Here is a 15537-nt window from a genome sequence, read left to right on the forward strand (position 1 = left end):
CTCCTTGCGAGGCCCGCGCCGTTTTTCCTGGGCTGTCCCCATGTTCACCGATTCCCACTGCCACCTGAGCTTTCCCGAATTCACCTCGCAGATGAGCGAGGTGCGCGCCGCCATGGCCGCCGCCCAGGTGGACCGGGCGCTGTGCATCTGCACCACGCTGGAAGAGTTCGGCGCGGTGCAGTCGCTGGCCGCGCAATACGACAACTTTTGGGCCAGCGTGGGCGTGCATCCGGACAACGAAGACATCGAGGAGCCTACCGTGGAGCGCCTGGTCACACTGTCGGCGCGGCCCAAGGTGGTGGCCATCGGCGAGACCGGGCTGGACTACTACCAGATGGACGAGCGCAAGGGCGGCCGCACCATTGCCGACATGGAATGGCAGCGCGAGCGCTTCCGGGTGCACATCCGCGCCGCCCAGCAGACGCACAAGCCGCTGGTGATCCACACCCGCGAGGCTTCCGCCGACACCATCGCCATCCTGAAGGAGGAGGGCGAAACCGGCTCGGGCCAAGCCGCCGGCGGGGTGTTCCATTGCTTCACCGAAACCGCCGAAGTGGCGCGCGCGGCGCTCGACCTGGGCTTCTACATCTCCTTTTCCGGCATCCTGACCTTCAAGAAGGCCGAGGACCTGCGCCAGGTGGCGGCCTTCGTGCCGCTGGACCGGATGCTGATCGAGACCGACAGCCCCTACCTGGCGCCGGTGCCGTTTCGCGGCAAGACCAACAGCCCGGCGCTGGTGCCCTATGTGGCCAAACAGATTGCCGAAATTCGACACCTGCCCATCGAGGAGGTGGCCCAAGTTACAAGTAACAACTTCGAGACCTTGTTCCACGACGTTAAAGCTGCATGAAAAAATACTTCAATATAGTTGTCTATGTACTTGCCAGCATTGCATTTATTGGCAATGCGAATGCCGATGCCCAGGTCGATCTGTTCAGGGCAGCACGGGCCGACAACGCCGGCAGCGTCAAGAGCCTTCTCGAACGCGGCGTCAACCCCAACGTGCGCGACGAACACGGCCAGACCGCGCTGCTGGTGGCGATGCGCGAGCCGTCGCCCAAGGCGGTCGACGTGCTGATCGCATCGCCCAAGGTGGATGTCGAGATGCGCAACAGCAAGGACGAGAGCCCGCTGATGATGGCCGCGCTGAAAGGCCAGCTGGACTTGGTGACGAAGCTGATCGCGCGCGACGCCGACATCAACAAGCCGGGCTGGACGCCGCTGCATTACGCGGCGACCAACGGGCACGTGGCCGTCATGAAGGTGCTGCTGGAGAAGCATGCCTTCATCGACGCCCAGTCGCCCAACGGCACCACGCCGCTGATGATGGCGGCGATGTACGGCACGTCCGAGGCCGTGAAGCTGCTGATCGACGAAGGTGCCGATCAGGCCATGAAGAACCAGCAAGGCATGACGGCGCTGGACTTTGCCAAGAAGGCCAATCGCGGCGACGCCGCCTTGCAGCTGTCGCGCGGACCGGCGGCCCAAAAGCGGCCGACCGACGGGAAGTGGTAGCGCGCTAAGGGGCGCGCCAAACGTGGCGATTTCGGGTCCAGGTCGGCTGCTTCCTTGAATAACACAATGTGTATTATGTTAAATGAAGGATCTGCCACAGCCCGCATGTCACGCCCTGCCGGCAAAATGGCCGCATGAGTGACCAGGGCATTCGCATCACCGGGCCGGAGGGCGCGCCCTACGAACTCGGCCAGCCCATGCTGATGTCCGCACGCCGCTTGCCTCTGGGCCGGGTGGATCCGGTGCGGCTGCGCAATCGCGGCACGGAGGTCCACCTCGAACGGTTCGTGCCGACGCCGCTGATGCAAGCCGAGCCGCGCAACGTCGGCGCATGGCTCTTCTACGAGGCATGCGCCCATCTCGTTCGCTTCCACCCGCAGGTTCAGCTGATCAGTTTCGAATCGTCGCGACCGATGTCCGGCATGGGCGATCCGGCCCTGCAGGCGGCGGCCCGGGTGGCGGCACTCGAACGCATCGGCGCCATCGACATCCAGGTCAGGCCCCTGCAATCCGGCGAGATCCTGGTCTCCGGCGCCTGGGCTTACAACGAGCGCAACCTGCGCGATCTCGATGCCGTTCTTGAAGAGCAGCGCGCCATCTATCGAGACGCGCCCATCGGCGGGAACACCCAGCGGCCGCACTGGTTCCAGCGGCTGCGGCGCATCCCGTTCCTGGATGCCGGCGCGACGCTGGAGAAGTAAAGTCGATCCATGGCCCGTACGCCCTCCACCGCCTGGCAAGCCGATGCCACGCTGCGTCGCTACAGCGGTGAGTACAGCGCGCATTCGCATGACTTCGCGCAGGTGCTGATCGGGCTGAATGGCCGCATGGAGCTCGAGCTGGACGGCCGCGGCACCTACGTCGACGCGGCCAGCGCACTGGTCGTGCCGGCCGGCGTGACGCACAGCTACCTGGCCCAGCGCGAGGCCGGCATGCTGGTGATCGACAGCCCGCTGCGCGACGGCCTGGAGCGCGTGCGCCGCTTCGTGCCGCCGCCACATTGGAAGGACCTGCGCCGGCGCTTCGACGCCGAAGCGGCGCTGCATGAAATGGCGGGCACCTCGACCTTGCTGCAGCGCCGGCCGATCGACCTGGACATGCTGAACGAGCGCATCGGCCGCGAACTGCACCGCGACTGGCGCACGGCACAGCTGGCCACCCTGTGCCAGCTCAGTCCGCAGCGCTTTCACGCCCGCTTCATGGAGCTGACCGGCCTGGCGCCGGCTGCCTACGTGCGCCGGCGCCGGCTGGACGAAGCGCAGCGCCTGCTGCGCGCCGGGCTGTCGCTGGAGGCCAGCGCCCTGCAGGTCGGCTACGCCAGCGCCAGTGCCCTGGCCTATGCGCTGCGCCGCGAGCGCGGTGTCGGAGCGCGCGCGCTGCGCTCCGCCGGCAGCTGAAAGAAGCGTCCGGCCGCCGCGAACGAGCAGATCGAGAGTTTCTCGACACTTGGACGTCCGCTTGCGCGCAGCATGGCTGCATGCACGAGACAAGAAAGATTCATCCCGCCACCGGCGTGGCCATGGTGCTGCTGGCCGCGGCCTTGTGGGGCACCACCGGCACGGCGCAGGCCTTCACCAGCGGCCAGTTGTCCGCGGCGTGGTTCGGCGCGTTGCGCCTGGTCGTCGCCGCCCTCTTCTTCGCAACCTACGCTTGGGCCACGCGCGACAAAAAGAAAGCGCCGCCGCCCGCCCGGCTGCCCCTGGCCGGCGTGCTGGCCGCTGGCGTGTGCATGGCGCTCTACAACCTCGCCTTCTTCGCCGGCGTGCGGCAGACCGGAGTTGCACTGGGCACGGCCGTGGCACTGGGCAGCGGTCCGCTGTGGGCGGGCATCCTGCAGGCGCTGATCACGCGCCGCCTTCCGCTTGCGGCCTGGTGGCTGGGCACTGCCGTGGCGGTGGCCGGCGGCGTGCTGATGACGCTTTCGGGCAGCAGCGCCGCCGATCTGGCCGTCAGTTCCGCCGGCATTGCGTTGTGCCTTGTCGCCGGCCTGTCCTACGCGATCTACACGCTGGTCAACAAGGAACTGGTGCATCGCGCATCTGCGGCCAGCATCACCTTCAGCGCCTTCTCGGTGGCGGCCGTGCTGGCCGTGCCGGCGGCCTGGATCGACGGCGGCACGCCTTCCCTCACCTGGCCCGACCTGGGGGCCGTGCTGTACGTGGGCGTGGCCACCGCCGGCGTGGCTTACCTGCTGTTCAGCCTGGCACTGCGCCACATTTCGGCGGCCACTGGCGTGACCCTGGCGCTAGGCGAACCGGTGGTCGCCTTCATGCTGGCCGTTCTTGTCGTGGGCGAACGCCCCGGCATGCCGGCCTTTGGCGGCTTGCTGATGGTGGTCGCAGGCGTGCTGGTGGTGGTGCGGGCCGAGTTGCGCCAGCCCCGGCCGCTGGCCGCGGCCTGATGAAGCCTCAGCCTCCCAACCTCAGCTTTGCCAGAACCTCGTGCCGGCTTCTGCCCAACAGGCTGCGCACCAGCAGCAGCTCGTGCACCGGCCACATCAGTGCATCGATGGGTCGTGGCGGAAGCGCGATGTCGTCGTAGAGCAGGGTCAGGTGCGGGGTGAAGCTGGCGGGCAGCGCCGCGCCCTTTGCCGCAAGGCCCGCCTCGATCAGCGCGGCGAATAGTGCCTCTTGCAGCCGCGCCACGCCTTGCACGCCATCAAACCCCAACAAGACCAGCGGCATGTTGCGCCGCTTTCGAGTGAAGCTGGCGATCTGGTCAAAGCCGATCACGAATGGCGCCGCCTGCGCGGCCACCGGCCGGGCCGCGTCCAGCGCCGCATTGACCACACGCGGCGGCACGCCGCCCGCGAAGTCGCCGATCAGATGCAGGGTGACGTGGAAGCGTTCCGGTCCGAGCGATCTTCCGTGCAGGCCATGGGCCTGGCGCAATGCCTGGGCAAGCGCCTCGATGCGCTGCGCGGCGGGCGCATCGGGGCGGACGGCGAAGAAGAGGCGTTCGGTGGCGGCAGGCATAGCATGGCCGCGGACCGCTCCGCCCTCCCCCTACGCCCACTCGATGGTTTTCGAGGGCCGGAAACCCGCATGAATACTTGATTTCTTGGTTCCCGCGGCCGGCGCGATCGACAACCGGCACATTTGGGTGCCAGAGCGCTTCACTACGGTGGTGGACTGGTTCTCTTCCTGCTGAATTTCCATCGTCCACTCCGCAGGCGCCAGCAGATCCTTGCTCACAGGCGGATGATCCTTTTCCAAGTTCATGCTTCTCTCGAGTTCATAGCCCTCGCAAGGCCCCCGGATGGCGGTTCATTCGACATCCTGCGTGGAACCTGAACCATGACAAGCGGCAGCCCAGCGCGGCATGAGCGGGCATTCTCATGCCCGCAGTGAATGTCGGCAGAACAACCCAGGACTCCTTGGGTTTACACCATCTTTGCAGTCCATCCGTGCACGGCGCTCGCCGCATCGGCGTTTGATTGGCACCCGGCAGCAATTGCCTCGCATAGGAGATCAAGAATGAACACAAGTCGCTCAACGTTGGCCAAGCTGGCAGCTTTTGGGGCCGTGGCCATCGCAGCGCTTGCTGGCGTCGCTTCCGCAACCGCTGGCCCGAACTGGTCGGTCGACATCGCTGTGCCTGGCGTCGTTGTCAGCGCAGGCGAGCCGGCACCCGTCTATTACCCGCCAGCGCCCGTCTATTCGCCTCCAGCCCCCGTGTACTACCAACCTGCGCCGGTGTACTACCGCCCTGCACCGCCGGTGGCTTACGGTCCAGCGCCCGTCTACTACGAGCCAAGGTATCGTGAGGGTCGACGATTCTATCGCGGCGACTGGGAACATGGTCGCCACTGGCATCGCCACGAGAGACATGAACGGCACGAGGACCGCCGAGGTTGGGGCGATCGAGACTGAGCGGGATGTTTCGCGCGATGCCTGCTTACGCAAGACGCTCGCGGAAACCGCCGACGACAAGGACAAGGCCGCGCGCCGGCTGGGCATCAGCCGTGCGACGCTGTACCGGGAGCTTCGGCGCGCGCCCGCCTTGTCTTAGCGGCGTACGCTCGGCTTCACCACCCGCTCGGCGATCACCGCACCCAGAACACGCATCCCCTCATCGATCTCCTCTACCGTCAAACTGGCATATCCCAGGATAAGTCCGGCCGGCCGAGGTTGTGTGCGCGATTGCGGCTTGGCAAACAGCGGCGACACCGCATAGACGCCCACGCCGTTGCTGCGCACAGCAGCTACTAGGGCGGGCTCGTCCTGCGGCTGCAGGAACGGTAGCCACAGCACCACATGCAGCCCGGCCGCCGTGCCGGTGACCGTGGCGCTGGCAGGCAGGTGGCGCGCCATGGCATCGAGCAGCGCGGCCCGCCGGCGCTCGTGCTCGCGGCGCGTGCGCCGCACATGGCGCTCGTAGGTGCCGCTGTCGATCAGCGACGCCAGCACACGCTGCTCCAGCACGTGCGCATGGCGGTCTGCCAGCCGCTTGGCCTGCCGGAACACCGGCACCAGTTCGGGCGGCAGCACCAGGTAGCCGAGCCGAAGCTGCGGCGACAGTGCCTTGGAGAAGGTACCTACGTAGATGACGCGGCCGTCGGTGTCTATCGACTGCAGCGCGTCGATCGGCCGCTGGCCGTAGCGAAACTCCCCGTCGTAGTCGTCCTCGATCACCCAGGCGCGGTGTGTTCGCGCCCAACGGAGCAGTTCCATGCGCCGTCCGATGGGCAGCACACCCCCCAGCGGAAACTGGTGCGAGGGCGTCACGTAGGCCAGACGGGTGCGGTCATCGTTTGGCAGCATGGCGGTGTCCAGGCCTTGAGCGTCCACCGGTATCGCCAAGCCCTCGGCGCCCGTGGCCTCGAAGCACCGGCGCGCCATCAGGTACCCGGGCTCCTCGAAGACGAAGGCATCGCCGGGATTCAACAGAAGCCGCGCGCACAGATCGATGGCCTGCTGCGAGCCGTGGACCACGAGGATCTGCTCGGTATCACAGGCCAGGCCGCGCGCGCGCCGCAGGTAACCCTGCAGAGAGCGGCGCAGCGACGCGTCGCCTTCGGGCGCGAGGTAGTAGAGGCTGCGTTGATGGCGAAGCAGTTCGGCCTGATATGCACGCCGCCAGGCCAGCGCCGGAAAGTCGCGAGAAGCCACCGCGCCGTAGACGAAGTCGATGCGGCAGGGTTCCGCAGAGGCAAGCCCGGGCATTTCGATCGCCGCCACGCGACGGCCAAAATCCGAGAGGGTCGGCGCAGTCCTGCTTCGCCGTTTCGGCTTCGCGTCGGGCCACGCAGGCGCAGCCAGCGGACTCGCGACGCGGGCAACGCGCCCGACCGACGTGGCAAGGAAGCCCTCCGCCGCGAGTTGCTCGTAGGCAGAGGTGACGGTGGTGCGCGACACCCCCAGATCGGCCGCCAAGTCACGCGTGGACGGCACCTGCGCGCCCGCGGCGAGCGTCCCGTCGGCGATCTGGGAGCGCAGCAGGTCGTAGATGTGGCGGCCGGCCCTTTTGGCACCGGAACTCTGGTTTGGCTGCGTACGAAACTGGTCCATGCAAAAGGAAGAAAACTGGACCTTCCCATTGTGCCGGTTCCGCGCGACAGTACCAGCTGCCCACCCTATCCCTCCCCTCCTCCGATGTACATCCCCACGCACTTTGCCGAGACAAGACCCGAGGAACTGAGCCGCATCATCGGCGAGCATCCGCTGGGTGCACTGGTCACGCAAGGGACCACGGGCCTGGACGCCGATCACCTCCCCTTCGAGTTCGATCCTGAAGTCGGAACGCATGGCTTGCTGTCGGCGCATCTCGCTCGCGCCAACCCGCTGTGGCAGCGCTGCCCCACAGGAACTCCGGTGATGGTCATCTTTGGCGGTGCCCAGGCCTACATCTCGCCCAACTGGTACCCGTCCAAGCACGAGGCGCACCGCCAGGTGCCGACCTGGAACTACGAGGTGGTGCACGCGCACGGCGTGCTCACCGTGCACGACGACGAGCGCTTCGCGCGCGGCATCATCGCCCGCCTGACGCGGCGCCACGAGGCGGCCGAACCCAGGCCCTGGAAGATGGGCGACTCCGCACCCGAGTACATCGACAGCATGGTGCGCAACATCGTGGGCATCGAGATCGCCATCACCTCGCTGGTGGGCAAGTCCAAGCTCAGCCAGAACAGGGAAGCGCGCGACCGCCTCAGCGCCGCAGACACGTTGGAGGCGCGCGGCCGCGACGAACTGGCGGGACTGATGCGCAGTGCAGGCGGAGCGAGCTGACGAGACTGCAAAAAGCCATGTACACCTCCACCTTCACTTTTGCCAAGGGCGAGTTTGACGACGCGTTCCATGCTTTAGACCATGTCATCGCCCAGGCTGCCAGATCCATTCCCGGCTACCTTGGCGAAGAGAGCTGGGAGAACCATGCAACGGGCCTCGTCTCCAACGTGTACTACTGGAAGACCATGGACGCGCTCCAGGAACTCATGGGGCATCCGGCACACATCGCTGCAAAGCAGCGCCAGACGCTTTGGCTCAAGGGCTACCAAGTCGTCATTGCACAGGTTCTCCGCTCCTACGGAGATGGCGGCATTCCGCACCCGCTTGCCGTGGCGGGGGCGGCCTCATACAGCGGCTAGCCAGGCAATACCATGGCGATCGCGATTTATCTATAGTTCGCGATAGCCCTGGGAGCCCTGCGGATTATTCCCCCATTCCATCATCAACAGGCCGTCCAAACCCGCATGGTTAAAGGACTTGGCTGTGATCGACATGGGATCTTTACCGTCATTTTTACCGTCAAAAGCGCAGATCTTTTGCTGGCGCGGGAGATGGAGCGATTTGCGGGGAAGCGACGTTTTCGACATCATCATCAATCAAGTACAAGGATAACCGGAAGCCGATTGGTCGATCAGCCCCGAGAACGAGGTCCAGTCGGACAACCTTGATGCGGTTTTCTCCGGCCGAAATTCATGTTGCCGATGGAAGGCGGGATAGCTGGGGTGCTCTTGCTTCAGTCCAATCCAAGCGCCAATCACCCGACAGCCCCAACTGCAGTCGTGCTGCAAAGACGGCCGCTAGGCCACCAGCGCGCGAAGCACGCGCAGACCTTGACGGCGAGAATGGCGTGGTACCGTGAAGGGACGCAGTAAGCCTGCCCTCCCCTTGCGTGATTGGGAGCCGACGCGCAAGCGGAACGCTCGAACATGGGGCCCAGGTAGCGAGACCGGCGCCATCGGGCGCCGCCGGTTCGGCGGTCTGACATATGGCAACATGAAAGCATGGCGCGATCTCAAGAATCCCCTCGGCACTCGACCATGCCGATCGACCTGATCGGACCTGAACATTGGCCGGCCAGGCGCCGCCGCAGTCGCACCCGAAGGATGCTGCGCATGATCGCGCCTGCAGCAGTTGCTGCCGCAGTCGTGGCCTTCATCGCGCTCCTCTTGCGCTAGCACGCGGTTAGGGAGGCCACACGCAGGCGGTCGCGCCTGCCTCACTGGCATGCCTGTGCGCCTGCGCCAACCACTTTGAGCGCCGGCAAGCCGCGTGTCCTCATTCAGGCGCTGCACATGGCTGGCCGGCCTGTCCGCAGTCTTGAAGAAGTGGAGTCGCGCCGGCACCTTGTCCGCGTTCAAGGCTTTCTGCGCAAAGTTGCATGCTGTGCAATGAGCCTCAACGGCAAGGCGGCTCGCACGCCGCACCGATCCGCGCTCCAGGCGCGGCGACGAATGACGGCCGGGTTGCTTGATACGCAAGCATTGTGTGTCCCCTGGGACTCATCGAGCATTCCCTCACCAACTGCACATTGATGAGGTACTTCATGCGCCTGCCGCTCACTTCTCGCCGCTCGCACCACCGATCCGTCTGTGTGTTGCTATCTGCGCTTCTATGCAGCGGCCTCGCCTGCGCGCAGGCCAGCTATCGCATTGCGACCGAAGGCACCTACCGGCCTTGGAGCTTCAAGGACGCGCAGGGTGCACTTCAGGGCTGGGATGTGGACATCGCGAATGCGCTGTGCGAGCGGATGAAGGCACGGTGCGAGATCCTGGCTCAGGACTGGGATGGCATCATCCCCGGCCTCATGGCGAGGAAGTACGACATGATCGTCGCCAGCATGGCGATCACCGAGCAGCGGCGCCAGCGCGTGGACTTCTCTGACAAGTACAAGGACACCATCTCCCGCTTCGTCGCCCAAAAAGGTACGCGGCAGGATGTTTCCCCCAGCGCGCTGAAAGGTAAGACCATCGGCGTGCAACGCGGCTCGATCCAGGCCAACTACCTCAGCCAGAACTACAAGAACTCAGACCTGAAGTTCTACGACACGCCCCAAGCGGCGGAACTCGACCTGGTGGCGGGGCGGGTGGAATACATCCTGGGCAACATGGTCACCTACTACGTAGGCTTCATGAAGACCGCCGAATCCGCGAACTTTGCCTTTGTCGGCCCTGACCTCAAGGGCGGCCTGCTCGGCGACGGCAACGGCATTGCGGTTCGCAAGGGCGACGTTGAACTGCTATCGAAGATCAACGCCGCGCTGGCGGCCATCCGCGCCGATGGCACCTACGACCGCATCACCGCGAAGTACTTCCCGTTCAAGCTTATGTAGCGGGCGGCGCGAGCAATGAATCCGCTTCATGGTTTCGGCAGCCAACTGTTGCTCGGTGCGGTCTCGACCGCCCAGCTTGCCCTGGCCTCGCTGGTGGTCGGTACGCTGTTCGGTGTTCTGGGCTGCTGGCTGCAACTCTCGGGCAGCCGCCCGATGCGCAGTGTGGGCTACCTGTACGCCGCGGTGATCCGCGGCGTGCCCGACCTGCTGGTCGTCTTCGCGATCTACTTCGGCGGCTCGCTGACACTGGCGACGCTGACGGGACGCTACGTGGAGATCAATACCTTCCTGGCCGGTGTCGTGGCGCTGGCGCTGTCGTTCGGCGCTTATGCCGCCGAGATCGCGAGGGGTGCGCTGCAATCCGTTGCGGATGCGCAGCGCGAAGCGGCGCGCTCGTTGGGCCTGACCCCGGCGCAGACGCTGTGGACCGTCGTTCTGCCCCAGGCTGCCCGCATTGCGCTGGCACCGTTCGGCAACCAGGCGATCGTCCTGCTGAAGCAGACCTCCATCGTGTCGATCGTCGGCGCGGACGAGCTGATGCGCAAGGCGGCCGAGGCGTCGGGCGCCACGCGCCAACCCTTCACGATCTACCTGGCAGCCGCGTGCATCTACCTCGCGCTGACCGGCCTGGCGACGCTGGGCCTCGAATGGTGCGAGCGTCGCGCATCGCGTGCCTACGCCCGCTGACCGATGTTCGACTTTTCTCTCGTCTGGTCCGTCCTGCCGACGCTCGGCCAGGGTGCGTTGCTGACCCTCGAACTCACGGCGCTGGTGATCCTCGTGGGCACGACATTGGCCTTTCCGGTTGCACTCTGCAAGAACGCCGCGCATTCCTCGTTGCGCTTCGGCGCAAACGCCTATGTGATGTTCTTCCGGGGTACGCCGTCGCTGGTCCAGGTGTTCCTCCTGTACTACGGGGCGAGCCAGTTCGATGCGATCCAGCGCTCGGTCCTCTGGCCCGTCCTGCGCGATCCTTTCTGGTGCGTGGTGATCGCGCTGGGCCTCAACTCGGCCTCCTACACCGGCAAGACGCTCGCGGCCGCGCTGCAGGCGGTGCCCAAGGGCCTGCGCGAAGCCTCGTTCACGCTTGGCCTGAGCCGACCCCAGGCTTTCTGGAAGGTCGAGCTGCCGCTGGCCGTGAAGGCCGCGCTTCCCGCCTTCGGCAACGAAGTGATCCTGACTTGCAAGGCCACCTCGCTGGCCAGCACGGTCACGCTGCTGGAGCTGACGGGAACCGCACGGCTGCTGACTTCGGAGACCTATGCACCGTACGAGGTGTTCCTCAGTGCCGGGCTGGTCTACCTTGCCATCAATTACAGCCTGATGCTCGCCATGCGCAAGCTTGAAGCCCTGTTCGAATACTCATGAAAAAGCTGGAGCAACCCACATGAAGTTCATTGCGCTCGGTCCCCACGGAAGCAATCACGAGTTCGTGACACGCCGCTACTTGGAGTTTCATGGGCTGGGCGGCCGTGCCACGATCGAACTCGTCAAGGATTTCGAGCAGGGTGCCATGCTGGTGCTGGCGCACCGCGCCGATTTCATGGTTCAGTGCGCCGTGCATCCGGCCACGATGGCCACGGTCGCCAAGTACCTCGAAGGCCTGTACGTGGTGGACACCTTCATCTCGCCAAGCCAGGATCTGGCGATCATCCAGCGTGTCGACGCCAGCCAGCCTCGCACGCTGGCCGTGATGCAGCCGACGCTCGACTACACCGACCGCACGCGCTGGGACGAAGTGCAGTTCGTCGAGACCGTGGCGGAAGTCAGCCAGGGATTGCTCGACGGAAACTACGAGGTCGGACTCGGCTACGTCTCGACCGCCGAGCAGCACCCTGAGACCTTGCGTATCGTCGAGTTCATCGGCTCCGTGGACGACGCATGGATCGTTTACGGTCGTACCCGGGTCAGCGACAACCGGCTGCTCGCCTGGCGCGACAGTCCTGCCGCGGCCTTGTACCGGCGTACGGCGTGAGCAAGGCCATGCAAGCCCTGTCCGCTCCCGAGGTGGTGTCCGTCGCCGGCCTGAGCAAATGGTTCGGCGACCACCAAGTGCTCTCGGGCGTTGACCTGACCGTGCGTGCCGGCGAGCGCGTCGTCGTCTGTGGACCATCGGGCTCCGGCAAATCGACACTCGCTCGCTGCCTCAACGGGCTGGAGCCGTACGAGCACGGAGACGTGAAGGTCAACGGCGTGCACATCTCTCCCCGCATCCGACACACCGAGCTGGTGCGGGCGAACATCGGGATGGTGTTCCAGCAGTTCAATCTGTTCCCGCACCTGAGCGTTCTGCAGAACTGCATGCTCGCACAGGCATGGGTGCGCAAGCGCACCCAAGCGCAGGCCAAGGCCGTCGCGCTGCAATTTCTCGAGAAGGTGCGGCTCGCGAACAAGGCGCACAGCTACCCGTCGACCTTGTCCGGCGGACAGCAGCAGCGAGTGGCGATCGCACGGGCGCTGTGCTTGAATCCGTCGGTCATGCTCTTCGACGAGGCCACGTCCGCACTGGATCCGGAGATGGTGCAGGAGGTGCTCGAGATCATGATCCTGCTGGCGCGCGATGGCATGACCATGGTGTGCATCACGCACGAGATGGGGTTCGCCCGCGCCGTTGCGGACAAGGTCGTCTTCATGGAGGCCGGCCGAATCGTGCAGGCCGCCGCCCCCGCCGACTTCTTCGGAGACCGTGCCGATCCGCGCATTCGGAAGTTCCTGAAGCAGGCGCTCTGAGCACGTACGAGTCCATCGCCGCCTGGAAAGCAAGCGCCTTCTGTTCCTCCAGCCGCATCGGGCCCGCGTTCCAGAGCCCGAGACCGAACCGTCATTCGAATCCAAGCGCAGCACGATCTCCTCCAAGATCGATCGGAGATGCTCCGTTGCGCCTCGCGGCGGGCTGCTGTCGGCGGGGCGCCGCTTGTCCGTACCGGGTCCCGCGGCGGGGAAAGCATAGGTTCGGGGAACAGGCCGGAGTGGGTGATGTAGATGTCCCACAGTCTCGGGTCGGTCCGACGCTGCAGCAGCGTGGCCCAGTCCACCACGTTGAGCTCGGCCTTGAAACCGGCGCGCTTCAATTGCTCGGCCATGATCAGCGCCATGTTGTAGTGAAAGTCATATTGCCGGCTGGTCAGAATGCGCACGGCGTCGCCCTTGTATCCGGCCGCTTCGGCCATGGCCTTGGCCTTCTTGGCGTCGCGCTCGTTGTATTTGGCGGTGCCGGCCTCCGAATAGAACGGCGTGCCTTTGGGGAAATGGTTGCCCTCGGCGATGAAGGAACGGGTGTCGCCGAATCCACCGGCCAGCATTTCGCCAGGCCCCAATGCCGTCTGTACCGCCTGGCGGGCCCAATGGGCGCGCCGTCTCTGCCATTGGCACATAGAGCTACCCCGGCACTCACTCCCTTGTCCCCACGCGTTCGTGACCGCGACCTTGGCTGGCATGGGATGGGGTCTGCACCCGCGGGCATTGATTGCGTCGCACCTCAAAGACGGCTCGCTCGTCGAGCTTGTGCCGAAATCGCCCCTAGACGTTCCACTGCACTGGCAGCAGGCGCGCGCAGCCTCGACTCTCCTTGATGGATTGACCCGCCAGCTCCTGGCCGCCGCTCGGCGAGCTCTATTGCAGCCCTGACTCGGCTCAGGGTCGTGCTTGTCTGCATTCCGCCCGGAGTTGAGGGGCAGAACGTCTGCTATGTTGCGAATTGGGCCTCGCCAAGGGTGAAGCCATGACGATGCGCGTGATCAGTCAACGCAGCCGACCATGACGTGCGCGCGCTCTACTGCGCCGCTAGCGCCAATGCGCTGATATCCATGCGGTACCGGAAAATGCGCGCGTCGATCAGTTCTCCGTACTTCTGCACTGGCATTTCCAGTTGAGCCACGATTTGCCCGCCAGCAGCCTCGCTGGTGCATTCGACGACCACGTAGCAGTCCTCGGCGCCCACATAGCCCGAGTCGGCCGTCACAGGCCTGGAGAGCTTGGCATCGGCTTCGACAAAGTGGATCGATGCCGTGCCCGGCTGCTCGAGCACGTCCAGAACATCCGCAAGCGCCGGCATCATGGCCGGATCGCCCGACGGACGCAGTCGCAACAGCACGACAGCGACGCCCCGCGCCACCCCTGCGCTGCGCGCCAGTCGTCCCACCGTGCGCGTCGGCGCGATGAATCGGGAAATGTGGTGGTTGGACCACTCGGTCTGCTTCGCCAGGGCCGCCCGGTAGGCTGCGCTGTTCAGCACGTCGAAGCCGGTGGTGTTGTAGATCTGCAGGTACCGGGTCGGCGCGCCGACGGACTCGTAGCGCCGCGCCTCCAGAAAGCCGGGGATCGCCACCCGTTCGGCCAAGTGCTCGCGGTCGAACCACTCGTTGAAGTCGGCCTCCTCCTCCGGGCGCACCTCCATCGACGAGATCAGGATGCCTTTTCCTGCAAAGACCATGTCGTTCTCTTTCAGTTGATGTTGATCGGGCAAGGTGGAATCAATCGACCCTGATGTTCGATTCGATGATCACCTTCTCCCACTTGAGCCGGTCACGCTTGATCGTGTCGGCCAGCTTGCCGGGCGAGCCGCCCTCGAGCTCCATGCCCATCTCGATCAGCTTCTTCTTCACTTCCGCGTCCTGCAGGATCTCGTTCACGTTCTTGTTCAGCAGCGCAATGACCGCATCTGGTGTGCGGGCGGGTGCCAGCAGGGCAAACCAGTGCAGCAGTTCGAAGTTGGCGAAGCCCTTGGACTCGGAGACGGCGGGCAGCCCAGGATAGGCGGCCGAGCGCTTCGCCGTGGTGACGGCGAGCGCCTTCATCTTGCCCGCCTTGGCCATGGGCATCGACTCCGGCCCGATGGCCATCATCACCGACACCTGGCCCGACATCAGATCCTGGAGCGCGGGCGCGCCGCCCTTGTAGGGCACGTGCGTCATGTCGAGGGAAGCCGCCCGCTTGTACAACTCCATGCCCAGGTGGCTGGGGTTGCCGGCGCCGCTGGAGGCGTAGTTGATCGGCGTCGATGAGGTACGGACAAATGCCGTGAGCTCGTCGAACGATTGAACCGGCAGCGAAGGATGAACCATGATGACGCTGGGAAGGGTCACGGCCATCACGATCGGCGCGAGGTCCTTTTCCGGGTCGTATGCCAGCCGTCCTTTGTAGAGAGTGGGATTGACCGCCAGCCCCGCGGTGGAGGCCAGCAGGATCGTGTAGCCGTCCGGGTTCGCCTTGGCGACGAAGCTGGCCGCGATCTGCTCGGTGGCACCCGGCTTGTTCTCGACGACGACCGGCTGCTTGAGCCGCAGTGACAGCTGCTGCCCGATCAGCCGCGACACCGTGTCGGATGCGCCGCCCGGCGGGTAGGGAACCACGATGCGGATGGGCTTGTCCGGGTAGTCCGCCGCCGACGCCAACCCTGACACCGCGAGCGAGAGGGCGCACAACACATGTTTCAGAGCAGTTTTCATATGCATCCAACTAAGAGAA

19 protein-coding genes and 2 pseudogenes are annotated in these 15537 nt (G+C 65.3%); 14 read left to right on the forward strand and 7 right to left on the reverse strand.

Annotated elements, in window-relative coordinates; translation table 11 throughout:
• The first annotated feature begins 40 nt into the window (after positions 1-40).
• The 5 genes from ACIPRI_RS13860 to ACIPRI_RS13880 all read left to right on the forward strand — a co-directional run bounded on the left by ACIPRI_RS13860 (position 41) and on the right by ACIPRI_RS13880 (position 3916).
• Positions 41-850 carry a TatD family hydrolase gene (locus ACIPRI_RS13860; protein WP_446622030.1) on the forward strand — a complete coding sequence of 270 codons (810 nt, stop codon included), beginning with the start codon at positions 41-43 and terminating at the stop codon, positions 848-850.
• Positions 847-1515: an ankyrin repeat domain-containing protein gene (locus ACIPRI_RS13865; RefSeq protein ID WP_446622031.1), complete on the forward strand. Its 669-nt coding sequence runs from the start codon at positions 847-849 to the stop codon at positions 1513-1515. Before ACIPRI_RS13860 ends, ACIPRI_RS13865 begins: the two co-directional genes overlap by 4 nt.
• A 134-nt stretch (positions 1516-1649) precedes the next feature.
• Positions 1650-2216, forward strand: a complete 567-nt coding sequence (locus ACIPRI_RS13870) for a hypothetical protein (RefSeq protein ID WP_446622032.1) — start codon at positions 1650-1652, stop codon at positions 2214-2216.
• 9 nt (positions 2217-2225) lie between these two features.
• Positions 2226-2912, forward strand: coding sequence for a helix-turn-helix domain-containing protein (locus ACIPRI_RS13875; protein ID WP_446622033.1), 687 nt, complete (start codon positions 2226-2228; stop codon positions 2910-2912).
• Between the two features lie 80 nt (positions 2913-2992).
• Positions 2993-3916, forward strand: coding sequence for a DMT family transporter (locus ACIPRI_RS13880; protein ID WP_446622034.1), 924 nt, complete (start codon positions 2993-2995; stop codon positions 3914-3916).
• A gap of 7 nt (positions 3917-3923) precedes the next feature.
• On the opposite strand, the gene ACIPRI_RS13885 is transcribed toward ACIPRI_RS13880, so the two are convergent.
• Both ACIPRI_RS13885 and ACIPRI_RS13890 read right to left on the reverse strand, forming a co-directional pair.
• Positions 3924-4490, reverse strand: coding sequence for a 2'-5' RNA ligase family protein (locus ACIPRI_RS13885; RefSeq protein ID WP_446622035.1), 567 nt, complete (start codon positions 4488-4490; stop codon positions 3924-3926).
• 30 nt (positions 4491-4520) lie between these two features.
• A complete protein-coding gene (locus tag ACIPRI_RS13890; RefSeq protein WP_446622036.1) occupies positions 4521-4736 on the reverse strand; it encodes a hypothetical protein in 216 nt (71 codons plus the stop codon).
• Between the two features lie 607 nt (positions 4737-5343).
• On the opposite strand from ACIPRI_RS13890, the gene ACIPRI_RS13895 reads away from it, so the two are divergent.
• Complete coding sequence (locus ACIPRI_RS13895; RefSeq protein ID WP_446622037.1) at positions 5344-5526, forward strand: helix-turn-helix domain-containing protein; 183 nt, start codon at positions 5344-5346, stop codon at positions 5524-5526.
• Here ACIPRI_RS13895 and pdxR read toward each other — a convergent pair.
• Positions 5523-7025, reverse strand: a complete 1503-nt coding sequence (gene pdxR, locus ACIPRI_RS13900; protein ID WP_446622038.1) for a MocR-like pyridoxine biosynthesis transcription factor PdxR — start codon at positions 7023-7025, stop codon at positions 5523-5525. The genes ACIPRI_RS13895 and pdxR overlap by 4 nt on opposite strands.
• Before the next feature lie 84 nt (positions 7026-7109).
• Between pdxR and ACIPRI_RS13905 the strand changes: the two genes are divergently transcribed.
• Entirely contained in the window at positions 7110-7742 is a 633-nt protein-coding gene (locus ACIPRI_RS13905; RefSeq protein ID WP_446622039.1) for an FMN-binding negative transcriptional regulator, read from the forward strand.
• Positions 7743-7759: 17 nt separating this feature from the next.
• Positions 7760-8101: an antibiotic biosynthesis monooxygenase family protein gene (locus ACIPRI_RS13910; protein ID WP_446622040.1), complete on the forward strand. Its 342-nt coding sequence runs from the start codon at positions 7760-7762 to the stop codon at positions 8099-8101.
• Between the two features lie 30 nt (positions 8102-8131).
• On the opposite strand, the gene ACIPRI_RS13915 is transcribed toward ACIPRI_RS13910, so the two are convergent.
• On the reverse strand, positions 8132-8335 hold the full coding sequence (locus ACIPRI_RS13915) for a hypothetical protein (RefSeq protein ID WP_446622041.1): 204 nt from the start codon (positions 8333-8335) through the stop codon (positions 8132-8134).
• A gap of 950 nt (positions 8336-9285) precedes the next feature.
• Between ACIPRI_RS13915 and ACIPRI_RS13920 the strand changes: the two genes are divergently transcribed.
• From ACIPRI_RS13920 to ACIPRI_RS13940, 5 genes are read left to right on the forward strand one after another with little or no spacing between them, the layout of a single operon-like run.
• Positions 9286-10071, forward strand: coding sequence for an ABC transporter substrate-binding protein (locus tag ACIPRI_RS13920; protein ID WP_446622042.1), 786 nt, complete (start codon positions 9286-9288; stop codon positions 10069-10071).
• 15 nt (positions 10072-10086) lie between these two features.
• Positions 10087-10758 (forward strand): ABC transporter permease, encoded by a 672-nt coding sequence (locus ACIPRI_RS13925; protein WP_446622043.1) that lies wholly within the window; start codon positions 10087-10089, stop codon positions 10756-10758.
• A 3-nt stretch (positions 10759-10761) separates the two neighbouring features.
• Positions 10762-11439 (forward strand): ABC transporter permease, encoded by a 678-nt coding sequence (locus tag ACIPRI_RS13930; protein WP_446622044.1) that lies wholly within the window; start codon positions 10762-10764, stop codon positions 11437-11439.
• A gap of 19 nt (positions 11440-11458) precedes the next feature.
• The gene (locus ACIPRI_RS13935; protein WP_446622045.1) at positions 11459-12046 is read left to right on the forward strand and encodes a hypothetical protein; all 588 of its coding nucleotides are present in this window, start codon (positions 11459-11461) and stop codon (positions 12044-12046) included.
• Positions 12047-12054: 8 nt separating this feature from the next.
• Positions 12055-12801, forward strand: a complete 747-nt coding sequence (locus tag ACIPRI_RS13940; protein ID WP_446622046.1) for an amino acid ABC transporter ATP-binding protein — start codon at positions 12055-12057, stop codon at positions 12799-12801.
• Between the two features lie 200 nt (positions 12802-13001).
• Here the strand turns inward: ACIPRI_RS13940 and ACIPRI_RS13945 are convergent.
• Positions 13002-13409: pseudogene (locus ACIPRI_RS13945) on the reverse strand (ABC transporter substrate-binding protein); the annotation flags it as partial.
• On the opposite strand from ACIPRI_RS13945, the pseudogene ACIPRI_RS13950 reads away from it, so the two are divergent.
• Positions 13402-13698, forward strand: a pseudogene (locus ACIPRI_RS13950) (ArgP/LysG family DNA-binding transcriptional regulator); the annotation flags it as partial. The pseudogenes ACIPRI_RS13945 and ACIPRI_RS13950 sit on opposite strands and share 8 nt — an antisense overlap.
• A gap of 145 nt (positions 13699-13843) precedes the next feature.
• Here ACIPRI_RS13950 and ACIPRI_RS13955 read toward each other — a convergent pair.
• The gene (locus ACIPRI_RS13955) at positions 13844-14536 is read right to left on the reverse strand and encodes an antibiotic biosynthesis monooxygenase family protein (protein ID WP_446622047.1); all 693 of its coding nucleotides are present in this window, start codon (positions 14534-14536) and stop codon (positions 13844-13846) included.
• A gap of 7 nt (positions 14537-14543) precedes the next feature.
• A complete protein-coding gene (locus ACIPRI_RS13960; RefSeq protein ID WP_446622048.1) occupies positions 14544-15518 on the reverse strand; it encodes a Bug family tripartite tricarboxylate transporter substrate binding protein in 975 nt (324 codons plus the stop codon).
• Between the last annotated feature and the right edge of the window lie 19 nt (positions 15519-15537).

The organism is Variovorax sp. LARHSF232 (genome assembly GCF_052871435.1).

Bases quoted from the DNA above. Each gene is read 5' to 3' on its own strand.
- ACIPRI_RS13860 (WP_446622030.1), top strand. From the start codon at position 41: ATGTTCACCGATTCCCACTGCCACCTGAGCTTTCCCGAATTCACCTCG.
- ACIPRI_RS13865 (WP_446622031.1), top strand. From the start codon at position 847: ATGAAAAAATACTTCAATATAGTTGTCTATGTACTTGCCAGCATTGCA.
- ACIPRI_RS13870 (WP_446622032.1), top strand. From the start codon at position 1,650: ATGAGTGACCAGGGCATTCGCATCACCGGGCCGGAGGGCGCGCCCTAC.
- ACIPRI_RS13875 (WP_446622033.1), top strand. From the start codon at position 2,226: ATGGCCCGTACGCCCTCCACCGCCTGGCAAGCCGATGCCACGCTGCGT.
- ACIPRI_RS13880 (WP_446622034.1), top strand. From the start codon at position 2,993: ATGCACGAGACAAGAAAGATTCATCCCGCCACCGGCGTGGCCATGGTG.
- ACIPRI_RS13885 (WP_446622035.1), bottom strand. From the start codon at position 4,490: ATGCCTGCCGCCACCGAACGCCTCTTCTTCGCCGTCCGCCCCGATGCG.
- ACIPRI_RS13890 (WP_446622036.1), bottom strand. From the start codon at position 4,736: ATGAACTTGGAAAAGGATCATCCGCCTGTGAGCAAGGATCTGCTGGCG.
- ACIPRI_RS13895 (WP_446622037.1), top strand. From the start codon at position 5,344: ATGAACGGCACGAGGACCGCCGAGGTTGGGGCGATCGAGACTGAGCGG.
- pdxR (WP_446622038.1), bottom strand. From the start codon at position 7,025: ATGGACCAGTTTCGTACGCAGCCAAACCAGAGTTCCGGTGCCAAAAGG.
- ACIPRI_RS13905 (WP_446622039.1), top strand. From the start codon at position 7,110: ATGTACATCCCCACGCACTTTGCCGAGACAAGACCCGAGGAACTGAGC.
- ACIPRI_RS13910 (WP_446622040.1), top strand. From the start codon at position 7,760: ATGTACACCTCCACCTTCACTTTTGCCAAGGGCGAGTTTGACGACGCG.
- ACIPRI_RS13915 (WP_446622041.1), bottom strand. From the start codon at position 8,335: ATGATGATGTCGAAAACGTCGCTTCCCCGCAAATCGCTCCATCTCCCG.
- ACIPRI_RS13920 (WP_446622042.1), top strand. From the start codon at position 9,286: ATGCGCCTGCCGCTCACTTCTCGCCGCTCGCACCACCGATCCGTCTGT.
- ACIPRI_RS13925 (WP_446622043.1), top strand. From the start codon at position 10,087: ATGAATCCGCTTCATGGTTTCGGCAGCCAACTGTTGCTCGGTGCGGTC.
- ACIPRI_RS13930 (WP_446622044.1), top strand. From the start codon at position 10,762: ATGTTCGACTTTTCTCTCGTCTGGTCCGTCCTGCCGACGCTCGGCCAG.
- ACIPRI_RS13935 (WP_446622045.1), top strand. From the start codon at position 11,459: ATGAAGTTCATTGCGCTCGGTCCCCACGGAAGCAATCACGAGTTCGTG.
- ACIPRI_RS13940 (WP_446622046.1), top strand. From the start codon at position 12,055: ATGCAAGCCCTGTCCGCTCCCGAGGTGGTGTCCGTCGCCGGCCTGAGC.
- ACIPRI_RS13960 (WP_446622048.1), bottom strand. From the start codon at position 15,518: ATGAAAACTGCTCTGAAACATGTGTTGTGCGCCCTCTCGCTCGCGGTG.